The organism is uncultured Fibrobacter sp. (assembly GCF_947305105.1).
Classification (GTDB): domain Bacteria; phylum Fibrobacterota; class Fibrobacteria; order Fibrobacterales; family Fibrobacteraceae; genus Fibrobacter.
Genome location: NZ_CAMZCS010000001.1, coordinates 82,038 through 108,193 on the forward strand (window position 1 = coordinate 82,038; position 26,156 = coordinate 108,193).

Consider the following 26,156-nt stretch of genomic DNA (forward strand, 5'->3'; position numbering starts at 1 on the left):
CATTTGTATGCTTGGGGCCAAATATAGAAACCATTGTCAAACTTTGCTACATTCGGGATGTAATTTTTGTACAAATAATAATGATGCAATAAAAATGCTTAAAGTGCCTTTATTTTTTTACAAATTAAACCCTTGACAAAACGAGAAAATGATGTCGAAAACGCCTTTGCTCAACTGGATTGAATCGAATAGAGGAAAAAATGGTTTTGGTGAGTCCTTGGTCGACCTTTTAGGCTTTGCCTGTGCCGAATGGTTGCGCCGGTGCCGGGGGCGTGTGCTCTCGAAGGAGGCTGCGTTTTACATTTTCTTGTCGTCGCATTGCGGTTACGACGTGGGGGAGTGGGCGACCCATCCCGAGGATTATGCCGAAAAAATTGCCGATTTTTGTGAAAAATCTAAAGAATTACCCCTGCCCGAGGCTATTTCGGTGGATTTTCCGGAGTACTTGGACCTGAGGGGCGTGGTTTGCCCGGGCAATGCGGTGAGGGCGCGTCTTGCTCTCGCGGGGTTGCCGGAGGGGTTCCGCATCAAGATTGCGCTCGACGAAGGTTCCCCCATCGAGAATGTGCCGCAGGCACTGGTCGCGGATGGGCACAATGTCGTTTTTCGAGAAAAAAAAGCAAATTTTTGGGAAATTACGGTGGTCAAACGCGGTTCCATGTAGTAGATTTTCAGTGTGGAAAATAGGATTTTAATTATAGGTGACGAACTGATGGGCGAACAGGGCGAGGCGGCGAACCATGCTGCCGAGATAATCCTGTGCCGCGAGGCGAATCTCCCGATCCAGTTCTATATCAATGCTCCGGCCCCGCAGTCGATTCCGCTGTTCCTGGCGCGGCTTGCCTCTGATATCATCGGCAAGAAGGCTGGCCGCCTTGTCATGGGGCTCGGGCTCCGTGAACTCCGCCGTGCCGGTGGTAATGGGGAGGCTGTGGCCAAGACTTATGGGGCGCTCGTGGAGCGGCTCGTGAACAAGACGCAGGGGAGTCTCCATTTTTTGACTATCCCGGAAGACATGTTCCCGGAGGCCCGTTTTGAGGTCGCTTACTTGAACGATGTCGTGCGGGGCTTTGCTTCGCTTTCTCCGCAGCGCGTCTCGGTATGGGATTTTGCTCGGCATGCCGCCGAATTTAGGGAAAAACAGGCCGAAAGAGGCAAATTTGCCCGTTCCCTTTACAATGAGGACGGTTCTTCGACCTCTTTGGGCAATATGCTGATGGCATTGTTCCTGCAAGAATGTATATTAAAGGAAGTAAAAAGAGGATAACCCCATGAGCTTATTTGACGATCGTTTTGCATCCAAGAACGCTGCCCAGGCTAGGGCTTGGGCCATGAATTCGGAAGAACGCGCCCGCGACAATTCTTCATCCCAGCGTCGCCACGAACCGGCGGCCCCGAAGATGGGAATTTGTGACAAGTGCCATAAGGAGGCGCTGCTCAGGTCGTATCGTTCCCGCCAGACCGATGTCGTCGATGGCGCAGCAAGCTTTGGCGTGGTTATCAAGCACCTTTGCGAAGATTGCGCCCCCAAGTCCCGCCGTGAACGCGATGCCGATGTACCGCAGCTTAGCAACAAGCAGGTGAAGAACCTCATGCGCTCCGCCAAGAAGGGACTGCTGTAGCGGCTTCGCCGTGATGTGCAATGTGTGGAAAGTCATCAGTTGTGAGTTGTCAGTTGTCAGTTGCCAGTTGTCAGTTGCCAGTTGTCAGTTGTGAGTTGTGAGTATATAATTTGGTGCTGAGGGCGAGATTATTGAAACTCAAAGGTGTGTAGCACCGACTCGTTACTCAAAACTCATAACTCAAAACTCAAAACTCATAACTCATAACTCATAACTCATTCCACATTACTTTTTTCTTCCTCCCCCTTAACGGGGTTTGTAAAGTTTTCTAAATTTGGGCGCGCTTGATTGAAGGAGTGTCTAAATGCAGAATATCCATGCCAAGGAATCGTTCAAGAGTTTCCTCGCTGGCGTAAAAGCGACTGTTACCCCGGAACTGTTCCGCACAGTCCGCAAGGGTTACACCAAGAAAAATCTCGTGAGCGACCTCATGTCGGGCCTTATCGTGGGTATCCTCGCGCTCCCGCTCGCCATCGCTTTCGCCATCGCTTCGGGCGTGGGTCCGGAACAGGGCCTTTACACCGCGATTATCGCGGGCTTCACAATTTCCCTTTTGGGCGGTTCCCGCTTCCAGATTGGTGGCCCCACGGGCGCCTTCATCGTGATTGTCTACGGCATCGTGAGCCAGTACGGTTACGACGGCCTTGCCTCGGCGACCCTCTTGGCGGGCATCTTGCTCATTATCTTCGGCATCGCGAAGTTCGGTGCTATCATCAAGTTCATCCCGTATCCGGTGACCGTCGGCTTTACCGCGGGTATCGCCATCATCATTGCGCTTGGCCAGGTCCCGAATTTCTTCGGTCTCCGTTTCTTGGCAAAGGACCCTGCCGATGCGGTCGGTAAAATCAAGCTTTATGTGACCTCCTTTGATACCATTAATATATATGCTGTCATTGTCGGCCTTGTGGCGCTTGCCGTTTGCATCCTGTGGCCGAAAGTCACCACGAAGGTGCCCGGCTCGCTGATTGCGATTGTCGTTGCGACCGTGCTCGTGAAGGTGCTCGGCTGGGACGATCCGGTGACGGGTCATGGCGTGGTGACGATTGGCATGAAAAACCACATCCCGAGTGGTTTTCCGGTGCCGCACCTGCCGAACATCAGCCTCGAAATGATGCAGAAGGTTTTCCAGCCCGCTTTGACGATTGCGATTCTCGGTGCAATTGAATCTTTGCTTTCGGCTGTGGTGGCCGACGGTATGACCTCTACCAAGCACCGCTCCAATACCGAACTCTTTGGCCAAGGTGTGGCAAACGTGCTTTCGCCCATGTTCGGTGGCATTCCTGCTACGGGCGCCATTGCCCGTACCGCGACCAATATCCGTAACGGTGCCGTGAGTCCGATTTCGGGCCTTGTTCATGCGATTGTGCTCTTGCTCATCATGCTTGTGCTCGGCAAGTATGCTGAAATGATTCCGATGGCAGCCCTTGCCGCCGTGCTGTTCCAGGTGGCCTTCAATATGTGTGGCTACCGCAGCTTCATCAAGATGTTCAAGGCCCCCAAGAGCGACGTGATTGTGATGCTCGTCGCATTCTTCCTCACGGTCATTATCGATCTTACTATTGCAATCGAAGTGGGCGTGCTTTTGGCTGCTGTGCTGTTCATCAAACGCATGAGCGACGTGTCCGAAATGGAAACGGTGACATCGGCCCTCAAGGAAGACGACGAAGAAGCAGCCCACAACGAACTCAGCCGTCAAGTGCCGAAGGGCGTGGTGGTTTACGAACTTGCTGGCTCGCTGTTCTTCGGTGCGGTCGACAAGTTCAAGGATACGATGGCGCGCATCTCCGACAAGCCGAAGATTCTCATTTTGCGCATGCGCAGTGTCTCGAGTATCGATGCTGCCGGTATCCAGATGATTGAAGACTTGCTCAACCGCTGCAACCGCGAAGGCACGCAGCTGCTGCTTTCCGGCGTGCATGCCCAGCCCGTGGTGGCGCTGACTCGCGCTGGTGTTTTGAAACAGCTCGGCGAAGAGAATGCTCTTGGTAATATTGATGCGGCTCTCAACCGTGCTCGCGAACTCTTGGGCCTCCCCATTGTTGATACTTCGCACGAAGTGCAGCAAGCGCCTACAGTCTCTTGGGAAAAGAGCCTTGACAAGCCGTGGATGCCCGAAGAATCGAACGCCGCGATTGCCGAAGAAACTCCTGAAGTCATCGCCGAACGCATGCTCGATGAACCTGTACGTAAGATTGAAGAAGAGAAAAAGTGATATTTCTCAAATTAGTTTCTTACAAATTTATGTCATGAGGTAAGAAGGGCGCATCCCGCGCCCTTTCTGCTATACAGCGCGTGTGACTTAAATCTCATTGTGATTTCGCTTACTTGGATTGTCCCTCGATAGTTTATATCTTATGTAACGTAAGGATGGAGGGTATAACTATGAAACTCAACAATGAAACGGTGTATGTCTCGGATTACTTTATTGTGAAGTTTATAGTTGTGTGCTCCGGGGTCACGCTGCTCCTCTTATCTACGATTTCCTAAAGAGAAGCATAGGCTTTCTTTATGGGGAGGTTCGGCATAGGCGGCAACGCCTATGCCGATTTTTTTTGTACCACACGCACCCTTGTCATCCCCGCGTAGGCGGGGATCTCCTTTTAAAAAGGGCCGCATAATGCAGAAAACAATATTGCAACCTCGGTGAAGGCAATGTTCGAGACGTGTGCCCTGCAGGTTGGCACCTGCCCAGCATGTTTGAATGAGAAGCCCTGTTCTTTGCAGTAGGGCGACAAGCTATTTGAGTGTAGTTACAAACTGTTTTTTATATATTATAGGCAATGATCCAAGAATCTTTTGAATTTGTAGTGTATATGATTCACGCTTGCGCGAACAAGTGGAACCGTTTCCCGTCTTTTGTCTATCAAAAGCTGGCTGCTTCCGGCTGCATTCAAAAGTTCCTTGTGCCCAATTACGAGATTCTGCATACGCAAAGCACTGATTTTGTTGTCAACGACATTGAAGAATACCTGAAAGTACGCAAGGTGGCAATATGATTGTCTATCATGGATCAACAATTGTCGTTGATAAACCGGATGTGGAGCATTCGTTCCGGCCGCTGGATTTTGGCAAGGGCTTTTATGTGACGACTGTGCGGGAACAGGCGGTTCGCTGGGCTCACAGGAAGGCCGACGTTCTTGAGGGGGCAAAACCGGTACTGAATATCTATGACATGGCTGAAATTCCGGTTTCGCTTTCTACAAAAACATTTCCAGATGATTTGGAAGAATGGATAAATTTCGTCTGTGAATGCCGAGATGGTTCCATAGAATATGCCAAATACGACATCGTTATGGGCAAGGTCGCAAATGACAAGGTTTTCCGTGTCGTTGACATGTATCATTCCGGTATCTGGGATATGCCGCGGACGTTGAAAGAAATAAAGGCTTATCCGACTTACGACCAGATCGCCTTTATCACGCAAAAGTCTATTGATGCCGTCCTGAAATACAAGGGTTGCGAAGAGGTATAAAATGGTAGACGAAGATGTCTTGGAAAAAGTCTATCAGGAACGCCTGGAAGAGCGCATTATAGCGCACCTTGCGCAGGTGAAGAATTGTTCGCTGGAACAGGCAATGGACTTGTATTATCGCAGCAAGTTGGCAGACAAGGTCCACCAGGGGAAAGATGGCATCCAGTATCTGGATTACAAGGTCTTGGTGCAGATTCTTGTTGATACGGAAATAAACTAACCTTTTTAAACAGAAAGTGTCTGCAACAGACGCTTCTTGGCCGGAGTTTCGGGCAGTGGCAAGAAAGTCTCTTGTGCGAACGCCTTCATGAGCATCTTTTTCGCGGTCTCTTTCGGGATGCCGCGGCTCACGAGGTAGAACATCTGTTCCGCGTCGAGTTCGCCCACGGTGTTGCCGTGCGTACATTCCACGTCGTCGTGATAAATCTTTAGGACGGGCTTTACCGAAACGCTTGCATCTTCCGAAAGGAGAATCGTGTTCACGAGCTGGCCGGAGTTCACCTTGGTGCATTTTTCCCCGACAATGACCATGCCGTCGTAGCTGGCGTAGGCGCTGCCGGAAAGCAGGTTGCGCGCGAGCTGCGTGCTTACCGTGTTCGGGGCGTTGTGCCGTATCGTAAGGCGTTGGTGCATGCTGGCCGTGTTGTCCAGTATGGAAAGGCTCCTGTAGTCAAACGTCGCACCTTCTCCGTTCAGGTCGCAGTCCATGCTGATGCGCCCGATGCCCGAATCCGTCAGGATGTTCGAGAAGCGCACCATGCTGTTTGCCGCCTGCGTGATGCGGAAATGGCGGAAGCGGAGCGGCAGGGCGCTGGCCGGGTTCGCGAAGAAGATTTCCACGTCGGCGCCTTCGCCCACGCTGATATCGAATCGCTCGGCGACAATTTCGTGCTGGACTTTGTTGTCAAGGATTTCCAGGCTCACGTGTGCGCCTTTCCCGATGTCCAGTACCGTGTGCCCGAAGTCGTCGTTGCACTTGAGCATGGCCATTTCGTTTGCGCCTTCGGGAATCGTCCGCACCATGGTGCGCGCATTCTTTGCGAGCGGGAGAAGCGCCGCGAAGTCGTTTTCTTTTGAAAAGTCTAATGATTCCTGTTTGTCATTGCGAGGAGCGTTAGCGGAGCCTGCCACGAGCGAAGCGTGGTGGCGGCAATCTCCATCAGCGTTCAGTACGTTCGGAATCTTTGCCACGGGGAAGAATGTCCACAACTCGTTGTTGCGGCGGGGCATGCCTATTTGCTGTATGCGGGTGACTGCGTCCATCTTTATTCCTCGATCCAGTCGTAGCCCTGTTCTTCCAGTTTCAGCGCCAGTTCCGGGCCTCCGCTCAGGATAATCTTGCCGTGGCGCAGCACGTGTACGTAGGTGGGCTTGATGTAGTCCAGCAGGCGCTGGTAATGCGTCACGAGAATGACTGCCTTTTCGGGGCTCATGATGTGGTTGATGCCGTTGGCGACGATGCGGAGCGCGTCAATATCCAGGCCGGAGTCCGTCTCGTCGAGGAAACTCACTTTCGGGTCGAGGATGGCCATCTGGAGAATTTCGTTGCGCTTCTTTTCGCCGCCGCTCATGCCGTCGTTCACGCCGCGCTCGCGGTAACGTTCGTCCATTTCGAGCAGCTGCATTTTTTCTTCGCAGAGTTTCTTGAATTCGTCTTCGCCGATTTCGGGGAGGCCGAGGTAGGCACGCTTGCTGTTGAGCGCCATCTTCAGGAATTCCACGTTGTTCACGCCCGGGATTTCGGTGGGGTACTGCGTGCTGATGAACAGGCCCGAGTTCGCGCGTTCGTTGATTTCCATTGCAAGCAGGTTCTTGCCGTCAAGTTCGACGGAGCCTCCGTCCACCTTGTAGGCGGGGTGCCCGGCGATGACCTTGGAAAGGGTGCTTTTGCCCGATCCGTTCGGGCCCATGATGGCGTGGACTTCGCCCGGTTTGACCTCCAGGTTGATGCCTTTGAGGATTTGGGTCCCGTCTTCGATGCTTGCTTTTAGGTCTTTAATGGATAGCATAAGGTTTCTCCCTTACATGGGCATGGATGCCTGCAGTTGGATTAAACTTGATTTGCTGCGGATGATTTGGTCCGCAAAAGTGTCGATGGTGATGAACCCCGATTTGTAATCGCGGTTGATTTTTTCCATTTCGTTTGTAAAACCGTTCAGTTTCAGGCGCTGCTGTACGCCTTCGTCGCTGTCCAGCGGAATCGCCTTCTTGTAGCGGTTGCACAGGCTGAGCGTGAAAAACATCAATGAATCGTAGAACTCGTAAATCTCGTTGGGCGGAGTCCAATTTTCTTCGGGGAGCCCTTCGATGAACAGCTTGAGTTCGGGCGAGACGCTGTCGTAGAGGACCTGCGGCGAAAAGTACCCGGTCTCGGCGTACTGGGAAAGTATCGTACCGACAAATTCGTCTACGATGGAGGATTCGAGGAGCCTGATGCCGCTCGCGGCATATTCCATGTCGAAGTATTCGCTGGCGCGGTCGAGCAGGGTGGGGTTCCTGAAAAGCAGGTTGGCGAAGCGCACCTCGATGGGCGGGAGCGCATACCAGGGAATGCTGACTTCGGGGGCGGCTTGTTCTGCGGCTCCCATCGGGTCGCCGTCGGCCGGGGGCGGGGCGTCCATGTTGTTGGGCTGCGGCAGGGGTTGTTTAGCTTGTACCCTGTGCTTGGGCTGGATGCTCTTGATTTGGTCGAGCGAACGGCTCGTGTTGAACCTTTCCGAGACGAGCTTGAGGTATTCGTTCTTGAGCTCGGGATTGTTGATGCTCTTGATGATGGATTTCGCGTAGGTGATGAAGTTCGCGCGGTCTTCCAGGCTCGTCGTGGGCATCTCGTGGCTCAAGTAGCTGAGCCAGTCCTCGGCCTTGGAAAGTTCGGCTCGGAAGGCGTCGGCGCCGCGTTCGTTCACGAAGTTGTCCGGGTCGATCTTGGTGCCGTCCGGGCGGGAAAGTGCGAAGATGCGCGGGGCGATTCCCTTGGGAAGCACGATTTCGAGGCTGCGGAGCGTGGCTTTGCGGCCGGCGGCGTCGCCGTCGAATACGAGGTAGGCCGTCTTGGCGTAGCGCGAAAGGATGCTTGCGTGCGTCTCGGTGAGGGCGGTGCCCGATGCCGCCACGACATTCGTGACGCCACCTTGGTAAAGGCTGATGAGGTCGAAGTACCCTTCGACGATGATGACCGCGTTTTCCTTGGCTATGGAGGCGCGGCTGTGGTTCAGGCCGAACAGGATGTCGCTCTTGTTGTAGAGCGCCGTGTCCGGGCTGTTCATGTATTTGGGCCGCTCGAAGCCTTCCTGCTTGGGGGCCAAATCGCGCCCGCCGAACGCGACGACGATTCCCGACTGGTTCTGGATGGCAATCATGAGGCGGTCGCGGAACTTGTCTGCGATGCCCCCGTTCTTCTTTTCGGTGGCAAGGCCCGCCTTGACGCAGTCCCTAGGCGAGAACCCGTTGCGCGCGGCATACCCGATAAAGCCTTCGCGTCCGTCGGGCGCGTAGCCGATGTGGAATTCCCGTCGCGTGCTCTCGCTGATGTTGCGCTTGGCCAGGTATTCGAGTGCCTTGGGGCTCAGGGCGAGCTGCTGCTCGAACCATTCGCAGGCCAGTTCGTTCAGCTTGCGGACCATGGTGCGTTCTTCGGTGACTTCGGCGCTTTCTTTGCTTGCAAAGTTCGGGAGAGGGAACCCTACAAAATTGGCGACCCATTCCACGGCTCCGTTGAAGTCGATTTTCTCGTGCTCCTGGACAAACTTGAACACGTCCCCACCGGCACCACAGGCAAAGCACTTGTAAATTCCGAGCGTCGGGTTTACGCTCATGCTGGGCGAGTGGTCGTCGTGGAAGGGACACATCCCCACGAAGCGTCCGTTCCCGCTTTTCTTGAGCGGGATAAACTGCTGGATGACAAGCGAAATGTCCGCTTGCGCCTTCAGCTGTTGGATGACTTCGTTAGGGTAGAATGGCATAGGTTTTTATGCGTTGTGGTGCTTGTCGTGGTTGGGGCAGCCGCAGCCACCCTTGCCGTCGCAATTTTCTTTTTTACCGGTCCCTGAGCCTGTCGAAGGGTCGCCGCCACATTCGCATTCGTGGCCTTCTTCGCCGCACTTGCATTCACCGTCGCCGCCACAGCAGCAGTGACCCTGCGGGTTCAGTTCTTCTTCGGTCGCTTCGCGGACATCCACGACTTCGATGGCGAAGTTCAGGTTCTGGCCAGCCAGTTCGTGGTTCGCGTCAATCACGGCCTTGTCGCCCGAGACGGACTTCACGCGGATGGGCATCGGGCCCATGGGCGTCTGGGCGTAGAACATCATGCCGGCTTCGACATTCTGGACATCCTGGAAAACGTCCAGCGGAACTTCCTGGGTCATGCGCTCGTCGTATTCCCCGTAACCTTCGGCGGGGATGACCTTCACGTCGAACTTGTCGCCGACTTCATGGCCGACCATGGCCTTTTCGAGGCCGACCACGATCATGTGGGCTCCTTGGATGTACTGTAGGGGCTCGCGTCCTTCGGATGAATCGATGACCTTTCCTTCGTCGGAGGTGAGGGTGTAGTGCATCTGGACGACGGTCTTGTCGGCTATTTTCATAAGAATCCTTTTTTTGGCATGCGGGAGCGGCCCGCATGAGAATGGGGGTTGGAGCCTAAATATAGAATTTTAGCGATTCGCTTGTAGAATTTACGCTTGGGCTTCGTAGTACTCGCCGCCGAAGGGATGGCTCGAGATGGTGAGCGTGGGCGGGAACTGCAGGCGCTTGGCGAGTGCGATTCCCCTGTAGCGGCGGTGCCATGCGGCCATGTCTTCGGAGGCGGCTCCGTCTGTCGGGAAATGCTTGCGGAAAAGAGCCTCGTCGACACCGAGTTCGCGGCAGAAACTGGACGCCCCGCGGCCGAGGAGTTCGAGGGAATCTTCCAGGGACTTGTTGCGTTCCACCCAGTAGGCAAAGAGCCTGTCGTGGTAGGGGTAGATTATTGGATCTCCCTTGCCCTCGTCCACGTTCATGGCTTCGCTCAGTTCGGCACTCGCAGGGATTTCGATGCTTGCCCTCGGGATGATTTCCTTGTCCTTGTTGATCTCGTGGGCGAGGGCGTACACTTGCGTTTTCCAGAGGTCGCCCAGGGCGCACATCACGCCGCAGGTATCGCCGTAGAGCGTGCAGTAGCCGACCATGGCTTCGCTCTTGTTCCCGTTGCAGGTGACTCCTGCACCAAGGACGGAGGCGACCGTCGAGAGCACGGAAGAAGAACGGGTGCGGGCTTGCAAGTTCTCGTAGTTGATGCCTTCCACCTTCATCGGGGTGTCGTTGCGGACAAAAGAACATTTGCCGAGGCTTTCGCGGACGGAATCGAGCATGTCGGATATGGGGACAACCATGTAGGGGGTACCCAGGTTCTCGGCCAAGTCACGTGCCGCATTCTTTGTCGTGTCCGAATTGAACTTTGTCGGCATGTTCACCAGGAACACGTTTTCGCTGCCGAGGGCTTCGGTATAGAGAGCCGCAGAAACAGCGCTGTCGATGCCGCCGCTCGCGCCGATGACCATGCGCTTGATTCCCATGCGCTTCAGGTTCTCGCGGATCATGTAGACCAGTGCTGTGCGGATTTTGGCAATGCTCGAAAGTTGTTGCGGCATGCCGAGCGCGATGCCGAAATCGGTCTCGGCGGTGACTTTGTTCGCCTGGACGTCGACGAGGGCAGAGAATGCTTCGAAGGCGGGAAACTGGTAGGCGATGGAACCGTCGGCGTTGATGGCGGCGCTGCATCCGTCAAAGGCGAATATGCGCTTGCCCGTGTTTTCGGTGCCGACGGCGTTTACAAAGAGAATCGGCTTGGCGGTGCGTTTCGCATCGGAACCAAGCGAAGAAAGGCGCGTCTCGGATAGCCCGACGGCGAAGGGACTACAGTCAATGCGGATTGTGCATTGCGTCAGGGGCTTCTCGGCGAGTTTGCCTGCGCTTGCGTGGATGACCTTGTTGCGGTTTTCGCGGTCGATGTTGCCGAAGATGATGTCGATATTCTTCGAAAGCGCGATGATTTTTTCACCGTACTTGTTGCACTTTTCCCGGAAGGACTGTTGCAAGAAAAGGTCTCCTGCCATGGCCCCGGAGAGGCAGAACGACGGAAAAACGACGAGCTCGGCGTGCTTGGCGACGGCCTCGGCTACGGATGCCTTGATTGTTTCGAAGTTAGTTTCCGGCTTTCCCGGGACGACGTTCATTTGGCACAGGAATATTTTCATAGGAAATTCTCGTTTCAGTCTATAGACTTCCTTTGTGCCAAAAATAATAATATTCTATCTTTCAAATGTGCAGAAAAAGTACGTCATTTTAGTTGTTTTTTTTGGAATTTTGCTTTTGACACCTTTTGGTGTGCAGGCAATTGACGATATTCGTGGCGAAAAACGATTCGTTTCCCTCGATATTTTCAAGGATGTTGTTTATACCCCGTTTGTCCGTGAATCAAATATCGCCGCTGGTGCTCTCAAATTGGATAGTGCCTGGCGTGTGGCTCGGGAATCCATTGCGGGTGGGGCGGAAACTTCCGAAGCTCTTGAACCGGTTGTCGGTGCGCTTTCTGATTTAGAAGCCTCGGTGCTCACGGTCAATGCCTATGCGGCGTTGGATACAGGTGAAGCCGATTACAAGTTGCTCAAGCGTGCGGATACATTGCTCTCGACGCTCGAGGATGAACCCGAAAACTTCAAGGCGGCCGATTCCACGCTCAAGGCGGTGGTCGGCGAGTTCGGGCATTTTTCGCTGTGGCGTGCATTCCTCGGGGTCAAGCATTACGGCGTGTGGACGAGCCGCTATTTGCGAGCCTTCGAAAAGAAGGTGGAAGACGAGAATGCTCTTGTGCTCGCGGTTAGGCCGCAGTACCAGCTTGCTGTGTGGAATATCTTTAACGACCCAGGCGAAAAGGTCGTACTCGGCTCTGGCGAAGGGCGCTGGCTCTTTTATAGACAAGACGTTGAATTTTTGGTGCAACCATCGCCGCTCGATGTGCGTAGCGCAAAGCTCGACAACCCGATTCAGGCGATTCTCCGCTTCCGTGACCAGCTCAAGGCGAAGGGAGTGGAACTCCTTGTGGTGATTACTCCGGGCAAGCCGAGCGTGTATCCGGAACGCTTGACCGGTGCTGCTATAAACAGTGCGAGCCACGGCAAGAAGATTCTTGATTCGCTGGCATCGCTTGGGCTCAATACGGTGGATTTGTACACGCCTTTGTTGGCTGCGAAGGCGGATGATTCAAACCTTGGAGCACTGTACCTCAACGACGATACGCACTGGACTCCCCGAGGTGCCGAACTTGCCGCTAGCGTGATTGCAAAGAAGGTTCGCGAAATGGCGGAGGCAGGTGTTGTGGACATTGGCGAAGCCTCCATCAACTTCGTGGCAAGCGATTCCTTGGCCGACCGCATGGGCGATATCGGCGAGATGAGCGGGCTCAATAAGTTCAATGTGTTCAAGGTGCAACAGGTAACCGGTCATGTGGTTTCGCAACAGGAAGTTTCGGAACGCATGGAAGCACCGGCGGATTCCCTTTCAGATTCGACTGTCGTGCGCGACACGACAAAGATTCCGTTTAAGGATGACTTCCGCAAGGCAAAGATCTTGATTCTCGGTGATAGCTTCAGCCGCATCTACCAGACGGATGCTCCGGTGAACGCAGGTTGGATTGCGCATTTCGCAAAGGAAATGGGCAGGCCTGTTGCAAGTATCGTGAGCGATGGTGGCGCCTCGACCTTGGTGCGCGAAAAACTCGCCCGCAAGGCCGGCGTGCTCAAGGGCAAGAAACTTTTGATTTGGGAATTTGTCGAACGCGACCTCCGCTTCGGTGCGGAAGGTTGGAAAGAGGTTGCGTTCTAGACGAGACGAAAAAGGATAATGCAATGGCAAGACACGGAACTCCTACGCCGGGACAGGCGATTCTCGAAGGCCTCGAATGGCTCAAGATGGACAAGGCTGAATTTGCCCGCCGTATCGGTGTTTCGATGGAAACGCTCGAAGGTTTGATTGATGGCTCCGTTGAAATCACTCGTGAACTTGCTGAATCCCTTGAATCTGTGACCGGCAGCCCCGCCGCCTACTGGCGCATGCTCGCCAGCAAAGCAAAGAGGAGTGAGCCTTAATTATGAACATTACCGAAGCCGTTTCTTGTATGTGTGACCTCGCGAAGGGCGAGGCTGAACAGTTTGACATTATTGCCTCTACCGACCACACCGAAGGCCTCTCCGTTTTCCAGGGGCAGGTGCAGAATACAGAAATTTCTGATTCCGTGGGGCTCGGCATCCGTGTCATCAAGGACGGTCACCCAGGTTATGCGCATACGGAACGGCTTACGAAGGACGCTCTCGGGCAGACGCTGAAGGATGCGCTTTGCCATACGCAGTGGACCGAGAAAATAGACATTGAACTGCCTAGCGCTGCGCAGATTCCTACGGACGAACCGAATTACGACCCTTCCCTGGAATCGCTGGACTTGGCCCAGATGAGGGATTTCTGCATCCAGTTGGAAAAGGAAACGTTCGCGAAGTGCAACGAAATCGTGAATATTCCCTATCTCGGGGGCGATATCGAATCGAGCCTTTCCATCGTGGCGAACCATACGGGGCTGATGTATTCCGCGAAGTCGAATTCTGTGTCGGCGGGCGTGGGTGCCGTAGCCGCTCGTGGCGAGACCAAGAAACTCGGACACTTTGTCAAGAACGGCCGCCGTTGGGATGAATTCGATGTCAACGAAATTGCGACGAAGGCTGCTGGCTATGCGGTGGAGCTTTTCGGCGCCAAGAAAATTGATGGTGGTGTCGTTCCGGTGGTGTTCTCGGAGCGCATTTCTTCGCGCCTTGTCGGAATGTACACCCAGCCGTTCATTGCCGAGGCCATGCAGAAGGGAATGTCCCGCCTGGCCGGCAAAGAAGGGGAGACCATCGCATCCAAGGAATTTTCGCTGTGGAACGACCCGACGGGTGATTTGTTCCAGCATCGCTTTTACTTTGATTCCGAAGGCTGCCTGACCCGCCGCGTGAAAGTGGTGGACGGGGGCGTGTTCAACGAGGCCCTGTACAATCTGGAAAGTGCTTCGAAGGCGGGTCGCAAGACAACTGGCAACGGGGCCCGCGATTTCGGCGGCAAGATGGGAACCTCGTTCTACAATCTTTGCGTACCTCCCGGAACGATGTCGACCTCGGAACTCCTGAAGCTTTTCCCCAAGTGCTTGCTGGTTGTCCGGCTGGAGGGCAACTCCGGCTGCAATGCCGTCTCGGGTGAACTCAGCATTGGCGCTCACGGGTTCTGGTGCGAAAACGGCGTGATTCAACACCCCGTCGATGGTGTTACCTTGTCTGGAAACTTCTTCGATATCATCAAGAATGTCGTCGGAGTCGGCAACGAATACTACAATCCGTTCGCAAGCTACAAAGTCCCTGCCCTCGCCATAAGCGAACTCGCGGTGAGTTGCTAAAGGTTTGAGCTATGAGGCTCCAGGCCCGAGTTTGAATGAAACGTTCATAAATCTAACATAAAAGGGTGTAAACGTTTCTATAAGGCAAAAGCCCTGTCTTTGGGACAGGGCCGTGAACATACAAATTACAGCTCGCGGATAGTCTTTTCCGAGAGACCTGTATAAGAGGCTATTTTCTGTATCGGTTCGTTTTGATCGCGCATTTTCTTCGCGATTTCTTCCGATTTTTTCATCGCTCCTACATACCTTGCCACAGCTTCGTCAAAGTCACTCATGTCTACTGTCATAAGATACCTCGAACTGAAATTACATAATTTCACCTCGTTTTGCAATAGCCTGAAGATGGGGTCGTTTGCAAATTCGCTGAAATCAGCATCGCGGTTCAAGGTGTCAATGGCACGGAGCCACTGGGCGAGGCGACTACTGTCCCCAACGAACCTTTGTGCTTTCTTGAAGAACTTTTCCACCTCAATCAGCGTGACTGTCTGCTTGTCAAAATACACCTGCTGTTCCTGGTTGCGTAGCTGCACCGTGTGGCGATAGTTCGCCGACTCAGGAAACGCGTCAAAGAACAGAAAGCTAATCACATTCAGGTTTTCAAGACGGGGCGTTTTCCCCTTCCTAGCCATGTTGCTTGTGAGGCGTGCCACGTAGAGGACCAGACGGTCTTTGAACAAGGATTTGTTATCCTCGTGCTGGACCTCGATGGAAATGCGGTCCCGAGGCACATCGCCATCGCGGTCATTCGTCAAAAGGATGTCCGGTTCTACGTTGCGGTAGCCCAATTCCCCTGGGATGAACGGGTTGACAAGTTTTGGGTTCTCGATGCGTTCGGAGCCGATGAGGCCCAGGGCTGCGTTCACCAGGTCCGTCGTGAGCATGAGGTTCTTCTCGCTCGCGAGAATCTTCTTGATGCAGCCGTCATTGTAGAAGTACACATTCCTATGCTCGTGTTTCTTGACGAATGTGTCTATATCTCCTCCGTTGTCGTTTATTTTCCTGAGTTCCTTGAGAAATTCGGCAAATTCTTCTCGAATCATGTGTTTTTCCCTTGCCGGAACGCGCCGGTTCGCAGACGGGCTCATGCCCGTCTGTTCCTATAGACGTTTTTACGGCGGTTTTTGTCCAGGGGAATGAAGAATTTTACTTGTCCGCGTTGCGGATGACGTCAATCATGTCCCTTACGGTGCGGCCCACGCCTCTTAACTTTCTTTCTTCTTCTTGTTCCTATAAACAATCACGAGCAGCCAAATCACTCCGGCCAGGATCATTAGGCTGCAGAGCGTTTGCCCGCGGCTCATGCCGAACAGGTCCACGCGTCCGAGGTGCGCATCGGGCCTGCGGAAGAATTCAATGAAGAAGCGGAACAATCCGTAGCCCATCAGGTACAGGCACGGCATCTTGTCGCGTAGGAGAGGTATCTTGCGGAGGTTCCACAGCAGTACGAACAAGATAATGCCTTCGAAGCACATTTCGTAGAGCTGGCTCGGGTGGTGCAGAATCGGATTCGTGATGGGGCTGTCGTGGGCGAGCGGGAACCACATGCCGATGGGGCTCGTCGTCACTTCGCCAAAAAGTTCGCCGTTGATGAAGTTGCCGAAGCGTCCCCAAGTGTAGGCGAGCGGTGCCGCCAAGAAACTCAGGTTGAGCGTTTTCCACACATCCATCTTGTTGCGCTTCATCCCGATGACGGCAAAGATTGTGCCGAGAATCATGCCTCCGTGGTAGCTCATGCCCGAAATGCCGGTGAAGTGGTAGCCGAGCGCGTCATGCGAGAGTGGCAGGATAATCTCGGTCGGGTTCGCGAAATAATAGCCGGGCTTGTAGAAGAAAACGTAGCCGAGGCGCGCACCGATGAGGATGCCGGCGATGGCCCAGGTGAACAGGCTGTCGAACTGTTCCTTGGTATAACCCAGGTTCTCTTTTTTGTTGATTTGCGTCATGACGAGGTAGGCCGTGACAAACGCGAAAATGTACATCACGCCGTACCAGTGGACGGGGAAGTTGCCGATGGTGATGGCAATCCCGTCAAAGTAGCTCGGGATGAGGTTCCACCAGGAGGGGTTGGTTATGTTTTGAGTCATGTTGTCCTCACTTCTCTAAATTCTGGTGTGCCCAGTGGTTGATGACGACGGCGGCCACTTGGGTTGCCGGCTGCGAACGGATTTCTTTGTGGACCTGCATCACGACGACCACGATAGCCTTGCTCGGGTCGTCCTTGGCTTGGGCGAATCCCATGAACCAGTCGTAGCGTCCGGCGGGGTCCTTTCCGTCGAGGGAGCCAGTCTTTCCGCCGAGATAGAGCGCTTCGAAATTCTTGCGGGCGATGTTCTTGCGCGACATGTGCTTGCGGGCAGTGCCTTTTTCGACGGCGCGGATCATGGCCTGGCGGAGCCCGTAGTAGGTGTTGTCACTGAATTTGCCCACGTCGAGCGCAATGCGGTTTGTCGGGGCGTAGGGGGCGAGGTTGTCTGCCCAGGGAATTTCTAGGGGTTGCTTCATGAGAATGGCGCGGACCTGGGCTGCGGCGAGGAGCGGCGGGAGCGTGATGTCTTCGGTGAAGCCGCAACTTGTTTCGGCGAGCCCGTAGCCGGTGTCGGGCGGGTTGTAGGTGGCTCGCCCGGGGATGCCTCCCGGGAAGTTCATGTTGTAGCCCAGGTTTTTCGCGCTGCTGCGGAGCTTGTTTGCACCGACATTCATGCCGATGATGCCGAGCGGGGCGTTGCTCGACTTGGCGTAGGCGTCTTGCAGTTCGATGGTCGTGCCGGTGTAGTCTTCGGGCACGCGGAGCTGGCTCTTGTAGAGCGTGTGGCTTGCCCCGCGCATGGGGATGGGCGTGTCGAGCGAGTAGCGTCCGGATTCCATGGCTGCGGCGATGGTGACCGTCTTCGCGAGCGAAGCGGCGGGGAAGGAATTCTTGACGAAGTAATCCGGCTGGTTCTGCACCTTGTCGTCGCGGCGTTCGCCCCAGGCGATGATTTCGTTTGTCTTGGCGTTCACGACGAGGACCACGCCGTAATCGGGCTTGTAGCGGCGCAGCATCTGGTCGATTTTTTCGGCGAGGAACACGTTCCTCTGCGATTTGATGTGTGCGCTGTCGACAATTTCGGGCTCGGGCGCGTTTTCGGGGACAATTTCGGCAACGAGCGTGGCCTGTGTGTTGCTCAGGTCTTCTTGGTGTTCCTGCTCCCTTTCGATAGAATCGGCTTTCTTGAGCTCGGCAATTTTCTGCTGGATTTCCTGCGATTCTTGTGTCGCCACTTCTTTTTTGGGGGTGTCCTGGGGTCTAGTATCTTCGTGGAGGATGGCGGCACCGACTCCGAAGGCGATGAGGACAAGGAGGGCTATGGCTATAATGCGGTTGCGGAGCCTCTTACGATAGGGGAGGCGGTTTGTCGTGCTGTAATAATGTTTCATTGGCTACTTGAAAATGGTTTTACGGTAGTAGGCGAGCTCGGCGATGCTTTCGCGGATGTCGTTCAGGGCTTCGTGGCGTTTTTCCTTCTGGAATTCCTCCAGTTTCGGGTACCAGCGGTAGGTGAGCTCCTTGATTGAACTGACATCGATATTCCTGTAGCACAGCCACTCGGAAATTTCGGGCATGTATTTGTAGAGGAATCGCCTGTCCTGCGTGATGGAATTGCCGCAGAGCACGTTTTTCCCCTTTTCGGTGAACGGCTTGATGAACCGGAGCGTCTCCAGTTCGGCGTCGGCCAGGGAATATTGCGAATGTCGGCAGCGTTCCACGAGCCCGCTCTGGTTGTGGTGGCGGGTATTCCACTCGTCCATGCCCTCGAACACGTTTTCCGGCTGGTGTATCGCGATGACAGGGCCTTCGGCCAGGATTTCCAGTTCGGCGTTGGTGACGATGGTCGCAATTTCCAGGACAACGTCCTTTTCGGGTTCGAGGCCGGACATTTCCAGGTCCATCCAGACGAGATTGTGGGAACTTTTCTTTTTCGTCATGATAAGAGCAAATTTAATATTTTGCCGGTTGGAGATGGCCGTTTTGTGGGGCTCCGTCTGTAAAAAAATGGAGGGGGGACTTTTAGTACATGTAAGTATTTTGAAATTTTTTTTTATAATCGGTTCTTGTGGCGATGCAAGGTGGAATTATGCCCGTACGGAGCCTGATTTTTGATTTTATTGTTATTTTTTTCCGTTTAATGGCAATTTTGGGCTGTTTTATCGCTTTTTTCTTTTTTAAGCCCTTTTTAGGACTTGGAAACTGTAATCTTTTTCTATATTGGCACCATTAATTTGTTAAAGAAGGACTAATATGGAAGAAGTAGTCATTACCGGTATGGGTTGCGTGTCGACCCTCGGCAACTCCCCTGATTTACTCTGGGACAACCTCCTGCAAGGAAAGTCGGGAATCGATATCATCGACAGGTTCGACGTATCCGCTTTCCCGATCAAGATTGCCGCTGCAGTCAAGGAATTTGATGCGTCGGAGTATTTCAGCAACCGCGACCAGTCCAGGTATTCCAAGTGCATCCAGTATGCGGTATTCTCTGCCTTCCAGGCTTTGAAAAATGCTGGAATCAATCCCGAGAACGAGGATCCTACCCGTTCCGGCGTGATTATCGGTGCCGGTATCGGCGGCATGAACCCCTACATGGAAAACGCCGTCACGCTCGCCAACCGTGGCCCGAGCCGCGTATCCCCGTTCTTCATCCCGATGTCCATCACCAACATGCCGGCTGGCGAAGTTTCCAACCGCACCAAGTGGATGGGCCCCTGCTATGCGGTCGTTTCCGCATGTGCCACTTCTAACCATTCTATTGCCGCCGCCTACGACCAGATTCGTTTCGGTCGTGCCGACATCATGCTGGCTGGCGGTGCCGACGAGACGGTCAACCCGCTCGCCCTTGCAGGCTTTACCTCCATGCATGCCTTGAGCAAACGCAACGACGATCCTGCCACTGCATCCCGTCCGTTCGACAAGGGCCGTGATGGTTTCGTCATCGGCGAAGGTTCCGGCATCCTCGTGCTCGAAAGCCGCACGCACGCCGAAAAGCGTGGTGCCAACATCCTCGCCCGCATTGCGGGTGTCGGTGTCAGTGCCGATGCTCACCACATGTCCGCTCCCCGCGAAGACGGTGAAGGCGTCCGCCTCGCTATTGAGATGGCCCTCCGCGAAGCCGGCATCTCCCCGAAGGACGTCGGATACGTCAATACGCACGGTACTTCCACTCCGCTGGGCGACGTCGCCGAATGCTCTGCCCTCGAGAAGGTCTTCGCCGGCTCTTTGGACAGCCTCAAGGTGAACTCCTCCAAGTGCATGATCGGCCACGCCCTCGGTGCTGCTGGTGCTCTTGAAGCCATCATCACCGTGAAGTCCCTCGTGAACCAGACCATCCATGCGACAAGGAACGTCTTCGAACAGGACGAACGCATCCACCTGGATGTCTGCGCGAACGGCAACGTGAACCATTCGTTCAAGTACGCTCTTTCCGACAGCTTCGGCTTCGGCGGACAGAACAGCGTGCTCCTGCTTGCCCGCGACTAATCAGTAATGTGTCATCCCCGCGGGGATCTCCACTAAGAAACTCGCCTCGCCGGAAAATCCCGGCGAGGTTTCTTGTTTATAAAGTATGTGCAATCATCTTTGAAAGATTTTAGCATCCAAAGAACGAGCAGAAAAAAGCCCTGTCTTTGGGACAGGGCGGTGAATATACAAATTAAAGTTCGCGAATTGTCTTTTCTGAAAGGCCCGTGAACTCGATGATTTCCTCAATCGGCTTGTTCGCATCGCGCATTTTCTTCGCGATTTCTTCCGATTTTTTCATCGCCCCTACATACCTTGCCACCGCTTCGTCATAGTCGCTCATGTCTACTGTCATAAGATACCTCGAACTGAAATTACATAATTTCACCTCGTTTTGCAATAGCTTGAAGATGGGGAAAAAACTGTTCCAGCTGGCTACGAAGGTTGCCCGCAAGGCGGAAAAATGCTACCATTTCGAGATAGGGGACTCCGATACGAACACAAAATCAGGGTAGATTGCGGTGAAGAATAAATTTGTATTTGCATTTTTTGTTTTCTTCTTCATTTCGTGTGGTGGAGACAGTTCCAGCGGTAGCTTGAGCCCAGAGGAACCTTCTTCTGAAGATTCTTCTAGCGAGACTCTGTCCTCTTCGTCGAAGGATTCGTCTTCAAGTACAACTAAAAACAAGCCTCTATCATCCTCGATAAAAATCAATTCTTCATCATCTTTGAAAAAAGAGAGTTCTTCAAGTATGATGAAAGGCAAGTCTTCGTCATCGTCGGTAAAGAACGAATCTTCTAGTTCAAAGTCTGATGTCTCTTCCTCATCGTTAGAAACGGCAAATTCTTCAAGTGAGCCGAAGGGCAAGTCTTCATCATCTTCGACTAACAGCAGTTCTTCCAGTGAAAAAAAAGATAGTTCTTCGTCAGTCAAGAGTTCGTCGAGCATTAAGCCGGAAGAATCATCATCTTCCGAAGACAAGAGTTCATCAAGTGTGAAACCCAAAGAATCATCCTCGTCGGAATACAGTTCATCGAGTGTACAAGAAACCAGTTCCTCATCATCGGAGGAAAGTTCTTCTAGCAGCTTTGTTGGATGCATTATGGGCTCTTTATACGATGACCGTGATGGCAAAACGTACAAGACCGTAAAAATTGGCGAACAAGAATGGATGGCTGAAAATTTGAATTACGATGTCCAAAATTATAAAAGTAGTTATCGTAGTTGGTGTTATGACAATAAGGATGGTAAAGATGGCGAGGTTGACAACTGCCAAAAGTATGGCCGTCTTTATCGTTGGTCTGTCGCAATAGATTCTTTGACTTTAGCGCAAGAACAAGGAGCAACTTGCGGGTATAATACGGCCGGAGTGGGAAATTGTTTTGTTCCAAATAATTGGAAAGGAATTTGTCCAGATGGTTGGCATTTACCAACAACAAATGAATGGAATGACTTAGCAGATTCTGTTGGTGGCTCTAGTTTCGCGGGAAAGAACTTGAAAAGTTCAGAAGGATGGGATTTGATAGGTGGTGTTAATGGTTCTGATGAATTCTGCTTTTCAGGGTTGCCTGCTGGTTATCGAAATGGGTCGGGTAAATTTGCTACAGATTACACATATTTTTGGACTGCTGATAAGTCTAAAAATCTGTCATATAGAGCTTATGCAATGGGTATTCCATATCAAAAAGATGTTTTCGTAACGGGCGATAGAGATGTTGGTGTTAATGCATATTCAATTCGATGTGTGAAAAATTAATTGTATAAGGATGCTGTGCTATGCCTAAAGCCCTGCCTTCTCTGGTCTGATGTTTAATGTGCAGAGGAAAAGTTCGTGCCGAAATATTTGATACTGATGCTTCTTCCTTTACTAATGCTTGTCTCTTGTGGAGATGACGATTCTGGAAAATCTCCGGTTCAATTTTCGCTGCGTAAAGGACTTCGATAAAATCCATTAAAAAATCGCCTCGTAGTTCAAATTTCGGCGAGACTTATCTATCTTTACGCGTGTGAAATTGGCTGGTTCGAAAATAATCGCTTTTTTTGTGTTGGTGCTGCTTGCTGGAGCTGCTGTGGCGGCTCCTGGAGACCCGTACACCTGGCGTGATTCCACGTGGGATTACCGCAGCGAAGATTCGACGGACATTGCAGCGGAGGTCTCTGTCCCAAAGACGGTCGGTGTTGCGTCCATGACTCTCATCGCCTACGGTGCCGCCTATTGGCTTGTTTTCCAAAAAGGCTGGTGGGATGACGGAAGGGGCCATTTCCGTTTCGAGAACGATTTCGATTATGCAATGAATCTCGACAAGTTTGGCCATTTTTTGGGTGGCGTCTTTTTGGGAGAATCGTTCTACGAAGGCTACCGCTGGGCCGGAACGAGCGAGTTCAACGCTTACCTGTTTGCGGGCCTTTCTGCGATGATGACCCATGTCGCGATTGACGTGAAGGATGGTTATTCCCCGGAATGGGGCTTTAGCATTTTCGATGTGCTTTCGGGAACGCTCGGTGGTTTCTATCCGATGGCAGAACGCTACATTCCCGCATTCAAGTACATTGATTTCAAGTGGAGTTATTGGATCAATACCAAGGCTTACTACAGGCAGAGCAAAACAGGCATCTTTACCGACGACTACGTGAACCAGACTTTTTGGCTTTCGGTCAAGCCGTATCGCTTGTTGCCGTCTGGTGCGAGGGCGTATTACCCGAGCTGGCTTGCCTTCGCGGCCGGTTTGAGTATCGACGAGAAGGTGTTTACCAAGGAACCGCACCCGCGTCGTGAAGTTTATCTGGCGTTCGACTACGATTTGGAGGCGTTCCGCCCGCAAAGCCGCATGGCCCGTACCATTATCAAGTATTTGAACTATTTCAAGTTGCCGGCACCGACAATTCAAGTTTATCCTGAATTCCACTGGTACTTGCTGTATCCGATAAAGTTCTAGCTTTTTATACGTTTTTTCGTTTAGGGGATTTTATGAAGAATGTCTTTGGAAAAATGATGGTCCTCGTGGCTCTTGTCCCGCTTGTGTGTACCGCCGCTCCGCAGACAGGGAATTTTCGCGATACCCGCGATGGCAAAACCTACAGGACGGTTGTTGTTGGGAGCCGCACATGGATGGCGGAGAACCTTGCTTATAACGTGAAGGGAAGCGCCTGTTACGATAACAAGCCCGAGAACTGCACAAAGTATGGCCGCCTCTACAATTACGAGATGGCGACAAAGGCTTGCCCTTCGGGATGGCACCTGCCCGATAACGACGAGTGGAAACGTTTCCGCACTTTTATCGAAGATAGCGACGGCAAGGAAGCCGCATGGGTGAGCCTAAAGTCCCGTGATAAGTGGGACGGCAGCGACCGCTACGGGTTCGATGTCGTGCCGGCAGGCAAGGCGACCGACGAGTTCGTAGAACTGGGCGTGTCGGCGCATTTCTGGAGTGCCACAAGCGAAGACGGCGATGCCTACGGTTGGCACCTCGCGCCTCCGGGCGATTTCGGTGTGGATTTCGACATCAGCAGCAACATGTATTCCGTGCGCTGCCTCAAGAATTACTAAACAGAAGATTTCTTGTCTCGCCAGCCGAAGTAGTTGGCAAGGACGGTCCCGCTAATAGAGTGGTACGCGCAGCTAAGTGCGCAGGGCACGACGCAGAGCACAGCTTCGGGGTGTGCCGCCACGTTTTCGGGATTGGCGAAGAACCCTGCGGCAAGGACTGTGGCCATGCCGGCGTTCTGCACGCCGACTTCAATTGCGATGGTGCGTTTTTTGGCGGTGCTGAACTTGAATAGCCTGCCCACGCTGTAGCCCAGGATGTACCCGAGCGCGTTATGGCAAAATACAACGGCAAGCACGAGGAAGATAAGGCCGATTCCGTTTGTCAAAAGTTGCGGGCGCACAGTCACGACAACTCCGCCCACGATCAGCATGAGCCCGATGACGCTGACGGCCGGCATGTCTGCCTGGATTTCCTTGAATATGGGGCGTTTCCCTAAGAAATAATTGAGCAGGAAGCCGATAGTTACCGGGAGGATGGTGACATAGAGAATGTTCAGGAACATCCCGATGGCGTTCACGTTGATGCTCGTGTCGGCAAGCCAAAGTACCAAAAGCGGAGTCATGATGGGGGCGAGCAAGGTCGATACGGTTGTCATGCCCACGGAGTAAGCGACATCGCCCTTGGCGAGGAAACTCATGATGTTGCTCGAAACTCCGCCCGGGCAGCACCCGACCAGAATGATGCCTACGGCAAGGTATGGGTCAAGGCCGAATACCTTGGTAAGCGTAAAGGCGACGAGCGGCATGATGGTGTATTGCGCGGCGGCCCCGAGCAATATGTCGAGCGGGCGCCTAAAGAGAATGCGGAAATCCTCGACCGAAAGCGTGAGCCCCATGCTGAGCATGATGATGCCGAGAATGACGGATGAAACGTTGCCGTGGACCCAGCCGAAGGCGATGGGGAGGAAGAATGCGACGATGGCGCTTGCGATGACGAATGGGGAAGCGTAAGAAGAGAGAACGTGGCAGAAAGCCCTAACTATCTTAAACATGCCTTAAATATAGATAATCCGCTTTATCTTTGCTTTACCCAGTAGTCGGTGGGTTGCTTCACTCCGCATTCCTCGGCGATGTAAACCGGTTCGACACCTTTCTTCTTTTGCTCGGTGTAGTTCTTGAGTGCCTTGAAGGCAATGGGCGAAAGAATCAGGATGACGGGGATGTTCACGAGGACCATGAGTCCTTGGCAAAGGTCGGCGCTGTCCCAGGCAAACGAGGCGCTGGAAATCGCTCCCGCAAAGACGATGACCGTGGCAATCGCCTTGAAAATATTGCGAGTGACGTTATTCGGGCGCTTGTTCAAGATGAATCGCAAGCAACCTTCGGTGTAGTAATAGTTGCCGATGAGCGTGGTATAGCCGAAAAGGCACATGGAGAACGTGATGAACAAGGCTCCATGAGTGCCCAAGACGGATGTCAGCGATTTCTGGACGTAGAGAATGCCGGAAATTTCCTTGGTCGGTTCCACGTCGCACGAAAGGCACATCAATGCGGTAGCCGAACAGATAAGCAATGTGTCGATGAATACGGAGAGCGACTGCACGAGACCTTGCTTGACCGGGTGCGACACGCTTGCGCTTGCACTCGCGTTCGGTGCAGAGCCCATGCCCGCTTCGTTGGAGTAGAGCCCGCGCTTGATGCCGTACATGATGCAGCTTCCGGCGAATCCGCCGAAGCCGGCGTTGAACGAGAAGGCGCTCTTGAAAATTGTCGCAAACATTGCCGGGACGTTTGAAATGTTGTATATGATAATGCCTAGGGCTACAAGAACGTATATAGTGCCCATGAGCGGGACGAGATAACTCGTAATCGTGGTAATTTTCTTTGCTCCGCCCCAGATGCACACAGCGAAAAGTACAGCAAGGATGATACCGGTGATGACCGGCGTGGAACTCTTGTCGTAGAATTCGTAGTTAGAAAGGGAATCCTGGATGTTGTAAGAGGCGAGCAGGTTATAGCCGATGATATAGGTGATGAGCACGAAGACGGAGAAGAGTATGCCCAACCAGCGCATGCCAAGTGCTGTCTGGATATAATACGAAGGACCGCCATAGGAATGCCCCGTGATATTGTCGTGGCGCTTGTAAATCTGTGCGAGCGTAGATTCAACGAAAGCGGATGCCGCCCCGATGACTGTAATGAACCACATCCAGAAAATGGCGCCTGCGCCGCCGAGGCAGATGGCGGTTGACACGCCGACGATGTTTCCTGTCCCCACGCGCGATGCGGTTGAAACCATCAATGCACCGAACGATGAAATGCCGTGTTCGTGCAGCGGTTTTTCGCGGGTGACGCGGAGCATTTCGAAGAGGTGCCGAATTTGCGGAAAGCCCAAGCGGATCGAAAGGAAAATGCCTGCCACTATCAGGAATAGCGGGATGATGTAGAAATCGTATAGTACAGTATTTAATGTCGAAACGACGGGATGCAGTATCTCAAACATGTATTTACTCCGTTTTTTTAAAGTTAATAAATGCTTGAAAAAAGTTTTGTCCTGCTTAAGTCAATAACTTGTGATTTTAAACATCAAAAAGAAGTATTTCTACTAAATGAATTCTGCGTGGCT

At 53.0% G+C, this 26,156-nt stretch carries 27 protein-coding genes; 14 read left to right on the forward strand and 13 right to left on the reverse strand.

Annotated features, from left to right (window positions below; genetic code table 11):
• Positions 1-151: 151 nt before the first annotated feature.
• The 7 genes from Q0Y46_RS00340 (at position 152) to Q0Y46_RS00370 (ending at position 5,314) form a co-directional block, all read left to right on the forward strand.
• Positions 152-664, forward strand: coding sequence for a sulfurtransferase TusA family protein (locus Q0Y46_RS00340; protein ID WP_295678402.1), 513 nt, complete (start codon positions 152-154; stop codon positions 662-664).
• A gap of 12 nt (positions 665-676) precedes the next feature.
• Entirely contained in the window at positions 677-1,267 is a 591-nt protein-coding gene (locus Q0Y46_RS00345) for a hypothetical protein (RefSeq protein ID WP_295678404.1), read from the forward strand.
• A gap of 4 nt (positions 1,268-1,271) precedes the next feature.
• The gene (locus Q0Y46_RS00350; protein ID WP_295678405.1) at positions 1,272-1,622 is read left to right on the forward strand and encodes a hypothetical protein; all 351 of its coding nucleotides are present in this window, start codon (positions 1,272-1,274) and stop codon (positions 1,620-1,622) included.
• Between the two features lie 304 nt (positions 1,623-1,926).
• Entirely contained in the window at positions 1,927-3,834 is a 1,908-nt protein-coding gene (gene sulP, locus Q0Y46_RS00355; protein WP_297943605.1) for a sulfate permease, read from the forward strand.
• A 568-nt stretch (positions 3,835-4,402) separates the two neighbouring features.
• The gene (locus tag Q0Y46_RS00360; RefSeq protein WP_290956653.1) at positions 4,403-4,618 is read left to right on the forward strand and encodes a DUF3791 domain-containing protein; all 216 of its coding nucleotides are present in this window, start codon (positions 4,403-4,405) and stop codon (positions 4,616-4,618) included.
• Positions 4,615-5,094: a DUF3990 domain-containing protein gene (locus Q0Y46_RS00365; RefSeq protein ID WP_297943608.1), complete on the forward strand. Its 480-nt coding sequence runs from the start codon at positions 4,615-4,617 to the stop codon at positions 5,092-5,094. The genes Q0Y46_RS00360 and Q0Y46_RS00365 overlap by 4 nt, the downstream gene beginning before the upstream one ends.
• Position 5,095: 1 nt before the next feature.
• Positions 5,096-5,314 carry a hypothetical protein gene (locus tag Q0Y46_RS00370; RefSeq protein WP_290956655.1) on the forward strand — a complete coding sequence of 73 codons (219 nt, stop codon included), beginning with the start codon at positions 5,096-5,098 and terminating at the stop codon, positions 5,312-5,314.
• Between the two features lie 5 nt (positions 5,315-5,319).
• On the opposite strand, the gene Q0Y46_RS00375 is transcribed toward Q0Y46_RS00370, so the two are convergent.
• The 5 genes from Q0Y46_RS00375 to nadE all read right to left on the reverse strand — a co-directional run bounded on the left by Q0Y46_RS00375 (position 5,320) and on the right by nadE (position 11,309).
• Positions 5,320-6,357, reverse strand: a complete 1,038-nt coding sequence (locus tag Q0Y46_RS00375) for a SufD family Fe-S cluster assembly protein (protein WP_297943612.1) — start codon at positions 6,355-6,357, stop codon at positions 5,320-5,322.
• Between the two features lie 2 nt (positions 6,358-6,359).
• A complete protein-coding gene (gene sufC, locus Q0Y46_RS00380; RefSeq protein WP_295678411.1) occupies positions 6,360-7,103 on the reverse strand; it encodes a Fe-S cluster assembly ATPase SufC in 744 nt (247 codons plus the stop codon).
• Between the two features lie 12 nt (positions 7,104-7,115).
• Positions 7,116-9,056 carry a DNA primase gene (gene dnaG, locus Q0Y46_RS00385; RefSeq protein ID WP_297943615.1) on the reverse strand — a complete coding sequence of 647 codons (1,941 nt, stop codon included), beginning with the start codon at positions 9,054-9,056 and terminating at the stop codon, positions 7,116-7,118.
• A gap of 6 nt (positions 9,057-9,062) precedes the next feature.
• Positions 9,063-9,680: a peptidylprolyl isomerase gene (locus tag Q0Y46_RS00390; protein ID WP_297943618.1), complete on the reverse strand. Its 618-nt coding sequence runs from the start codon at positions 9,678-9,680 to the stop codon at positions 9,063-9,065.
• A 90-nt stretch (positions 9,681-9,770) separates the two neighbouring features.
• Positions 9,771-11,309, reverse strand: a complete 1,539-nt coding sequence (gene nadE, locus Q0Y46_RS00395; RefSeq protein WP_297943621.1) for an NAD(+) synthase — start codon at positions 11,307-11,309, stop codon at positions 9,771-9,773.
• 130 nt (positions 11,310-11,439) lie between these two features.
• On the opposite strand from nadE, the gene Q0Y46_RS00400 reads away from it, so the two are divergent.
• The 3 genes from Q0Y46_RS00400 to Q0Y46_RS00410 are packed head-to-tail and all read left to right on the forward strand — an operon-like array spanning position 11,440 to position 14,551.
• Positions 11,440-12,957: a hypothetical protein gene (locus Q0Y46_RS00400; protein ID WP_297943624.1), complete on the forward strand. Its 1,518-nt coding sequence runs from the start codon at positions 11,440-11,442 to the stop codon at positions 12,955-12,957.
• Positions 12,958-12,980: 23 nt separating this feature from the next.
• Positions 12,981-13,220, forward strand: a complete 240-nt coding sequence (locus Q0Y46_RS00405; RefSeq protein ID WP_295678421.1) for an XRE family transcriptional regulator — start codon at positions 12,981-12,983, stop codon at positions 13,218-13,220.
• 2 nt (positions 13,221-13,222) lie between these two features.
• Complete coding sequence (locus Q0Y46_RS00410; protein WP_297943627.1) at positions 13,223-14,551, forward strand: TldD/PmbA family protein; 1,329 nt, start codon at positions 13,223-13,225, stop codon at positions 14,549-14,551.
• Between the two features lie 125 nt (positions 14,552-14,676).
• Here the strand turns inward: Q0Y46_RS00410 and Q0Y46_RS00415 are convergent, their stop codons facing one another.
• The 4 genes from Q0Y46_RS00415 to orn form a co-directional block, all read right to left on the reverse strand.
• Positions 14,677-15,591: a PD-(D/E)XK nuclease family transposase gene (locus Q0Y46_RS00415; protein WP_297943630.1), complete on the reverse strand. Its 915-nt coding sequence runs from the start codon at positions 15,589-15,591 to the stop codon at positions 14,677-14,679.
• A gap of 162 nt (positions 15,592-15,753) precedes the next feature.
• Positions 15,754-16,635 carry a prolipoprotein diacylglyceryl transferase gene (gene lgt / locus Q0Y46_RS00420; protein WP_295678425.1) on the reverse strand — a complete coding sequence of 294 codons (882 nt, stop codon included), beginning with the start codon at positions 16,633-16,635 and terminating at the stop codon, positions 15,754-15,756.
• Between the two features lie 7 nt (positions 16,636-16,642).
• Complete coding sequence (locus Q0Y46_RS00425) at positions 16,643-17,968, reverse strand: penicillin-binding transpeptidase domain-containing protein (RefSeq protein ID WP_297943633.1); 1,326 nt, start codon at positions 17,966-17,968, stop codon at positions 16,643-16,645.
• A 3-nt stretch (positions 17,969-17,971) separates the two neighbouring features.
• On the reverse strand, positions 17,972-18,517 hold the full coding sequence (gene orn / locus Q0Y46_RS00430; protein WP_295678427.1) for an oligoribonuclease: 546 nt from the start codon (positions 18,515-18,517) through the stop codon (positions 17,972-17,974).
• 313 nt (positions 18,518-18,830) lie between these two features.
• On the opposite strand from orn, the gene fabF reads away from it, so the two are divergent.
• Positions 18,831-20,063, forward strand: coding sequence for a beta-ketoacyl-ACP synthase II (fabF, locus tag Q0Y46_RS00435; protein WP_295678429.1), 1,233 nt, complete (start codon positions 18,831-18,833; stop codon positions 20,061-20,063).
• A gap of 172 nt (positions 20,064-20,235) precedes the next feature.
• On the opposite strand, the gene Q0Y46_RS00440 is transcribed toward fabF, so the two are convergent.
• The gene (locus Q0Y46_RS00440; RefSeq protein WP_297943636.1) at positions 20,236-20,397 is read right to left on the reverse strand and encodes a hypothetical protein; all 162 of its coding nucleotides are present in this window, start codon (positions 20,395-20,397) and stop codon (positions 20,236-20,238) included.
• A gap of 111 nt (positions 20,398-20,508) precedes the next feature.
• The gene (locus Q0Y46_RS00445; RefSeq protein WP_297943639.1) at positions 20,509-21,144 is read right to left on the reverse strand and encodes a hypothetical protein; all 636 of its coding nucleotides are present in this window, start codon (positions 21,142-21,144) and stop codon (positions 20,509-20,511) included.
• Position 21,145: 1 nt separating this feature from the next.
• Between Q0Y46_RS00445 and Q0Y46_RS00450 the strand changes: the two genes are divergently transcribed.
• The 3 genes from Q0Y46_RS00450 (at position 21,146) to Q0Y46_RS00460 (ending at position 23,590) form a co-directional block, all read left to right on the forward strand.
• Positions 21,146-21,799 carry a fibrobacter succinogenes major paralogous domain-containing protein gene (locus Q0Y46_RS00450; protein WP_297943642.1) on the forward strand — a complete coding sequence of 218 codons (654 nt, stop codon included), beginning with the start codon at positions 21,146-21,148 and terminating at the stop codon, positions 21,797-21,799.
• Positions 21,800-22,049: 250 nt separating this feature from the next.
• Complete coding sequence (locus Q0Y46_RS00455; RefSeq protein WP_297943645.1) at positions 22,050-22,979, forward strand: hypothetical protein; 930 nt, start codon at positions 22,050-22,052, stop codon at positions 22,977-22,979.
• A 32-nt stretch (positions 22,980-23,011) separates the two neighbouring features.
• Entirely contained in the window at positions 23,012-23,590 is a 579-nt protein-coding gene (locus Q0Y46_RS00460; protein WP_297943648.1) for a fibrobacter succinogenes major paralogous domain-containing protein, read from the forward strand.
• Here Q0Y46_RS00460 and Q0Y46_RS00465 read toward each other — a convergent pair.
• Both Q0Y46_RS00465 and Q0Y46_RS00470 read right to left on the reverse strand, forming a co-directional pair.
• Positions 23,587-24,582, reverse strand: coding sequence for a bile acid:sodium symporter family protein (locus tag Q0Y46_RS00465; RefSeq protein WP_295678439.1), 996 nt, complete (start codon positions 24,580-24,582; stop codon positions 23,587-23,589). The genes Q0Y46_RS00460 and Q0Y46_RS00465 overlap by 4 nt on opposite strands.
• A gap of 23 nt (positions 24,583-24,605) precedes the next feature.
• Positions 24,606-26,033 (reverse strand): alanine/glycine:cation symporter family protein, encoded by a 1,428-nt coding sequence (locus tag Q0Y46_RS00470; RefSeq protein WP_297943651.1) that lies wholly within the window; start codon positions 26,031-26,033, stop codon positions 24,606-24,608.
• Positions 26,034-26,156 lie beyond the last annotated feature (123 nt).

What these genes read in the sequence shown, in the direction of transcription:
- Q0Y46_RS00440 (WP_297943636.1), bottom strand. Translation starts at nt 20,397, where the DNA reads ATGACAGTAGACATGAGCGACTATGACGAAGCGGTGGCAAGGTATGTA.
- nadE (WP_297943621.1), bottom strand. Translation starts at nt 11,309, where the DNA reads ATGAACGTCGTCCCGGGAAAGCCGGAAACTAACTTCGAAACAATCAAG.
- fabF (WP_295678429.1), top strand. Translation starts at nt 18,831, where the DNA reads ATGGAAGAAGTAGTCATTACCGGTATGGGTTGCGTGTCGACCCTCGGC.
- orn (WP_295678427.1), bottom strand. Translation starts at nt 18,517, where the DNA reads ATGACGAAAAAGAAAAGTTCCCACAATCTCGTCTGGATGGACCTGGAA.
- sufC (WP_295678411.1), bottom strand. Translation starts at nt 7,103, where the DNA reads ATGCTATCCATTAAAGACCTAAAAGCAAGCATCGAAGACGGGACCCAA.
- Q0Y46_RS00340 (WP_295678402.1), top strand. Translation starts at nt 152, where the DNA reads ATGTCGAAAACGCCTTTGCTCAACTGGATTGAATCGAATAGAGGAAAA.
- sulP (WP_297943605.1), top strand. Translation starts at nt 1,927, where the DNA reads ATGCAGAATATCCATGCCAAGGAATCGTTCAAGAGTTTCCTCGCTGGC.
- Q0Y46_RS00405 (WP_295678421.1), top strand. Translation starts at nt 12,981, where the DNA reads ATGGCAAGACACGGAACTCCTACGCCGGGACAGGCGATTCTCGAAGGC.
- Q0Y46_RS00470 (WP_297943651.1), bottom strand. Translation starts at nt 26,033, where the DNA reads ATGTTTGAGATACTGCATCCCGTCGTTTCGACATTAAATACTGTACTA.
- Q0Y46_RS00465 (WP_295678439.1), bottom strand. Translation starts at nt 24,582, where the DNA reads ATGTTTAAGATAGTTAGGGCTTTCTGCCACGTTCTCTCTTCTTACGCT.
- Q0Y46_RS00460 (WP_297943648.1), top strand. Translation starts at nt 23,012, where the DNA reads ATGAAGAATGTCTTTGGAAAAATGATGGTCCTCGTGGCTCTTGTCCCG.
- Q0Y46_RS00390 (WP_297943618.1), bottom strand. Translation starts at nt 9,680, where the DNA reads ATGAAAATAGCCGACAAGACCGTCGTCCAGATGCACTACACCCTCACC.
- Q0Y46_RS00425 (WP_297943633.1), bottom strand. Translation starts at nt 17,968, where the DNA reads ATGAAACATTATTACAGCACGACAAACCGCCTCCCCTATCGTAAGAGG.
- Q0Y46_RS00375 (WP_297943612.1), bottom strand. Translation starts at nt 6,357, where the DNA reads ATGGACGCAGTCACCCGCATACAGCAAATAGGCATGCCCCGCCGCAAC.
- Q0Y46_RS00365 (WP_297943608.1), top strand. Translation starts at nt 4,615, where the DNA reads ATGATTGTCTATCATGGATCAACAATTGTCGTTGATAAACCGGATGTG.
- Q0Y46_RS00450 (WP_297943642.1), top strand. Translation starts at nt 21,146, where the DNA reads ATGGGCTCTTTATACGATGACCGTGATGGCAAAACGTACAAGACCGTA.
- Q0Y46_RS00415 (WP_297943630.1), bottom strand. Translation starts at nt 15,591, where the DNA reads ATGATTCGAGAAGAATTTGCCGAATTTCTCAAGGAACTCAGGAAAATA.
- Q0Y46_RS00410 (WP_297943627.1), top strand. Translation starts at nt 13,223, where the DNA reads ATGAACATTACCGAAGCCGTTTCTTGTATGTGTGACCTCGCGAAGGGC.
- lgt (WP_295678425.1), bottom strand. Translation starts at nt 16,635, where the DNA reads ATGACTCAAAACATAACCAACCCCTCCTGGTGGAACCTCATCCCGAGC.
- Q0Y46_RS00445 (WP_297943639.1), bottom strand. Translation starts at nt 21,144, where the DNA reads ATGCATCCAACAAAGCTGCTAGAAGAACTTTCCTCCGATGATGAGGAA.
- Q0Y46_RS00370 (WP_290956655.1), top strand. Translation starts at nt 5,096, where the DNA reads ATGGTAGACGAAGATGTCTTGGAAAAAGTCTATCAGGAACGCCTGGAA.
- Q0Y46_RS00360 (WP_290956653.1), top strand. Translation starts at nt 4,403, where the DNA reads ATGATCCAAGAATCTTTTGAATTTGTAGTGTATATGATTCACGCTTGC.
- dnaG (WP_297943615.1), bottom strand. Translation starts at nt 9,056, where the DNA reads ATGCCATTCTACCCTAACGAAGTCATCCAACAGCTGAAGGCGCAAGCG.
- Q0Y46_RS00350 (WP_295678405.1), top strand. Translation starts at nt 1,272, where the DNA reads ATGAGCTTATTTGACGATCGTTTTGCATCCAAGAACGCTGCCCAGGCT.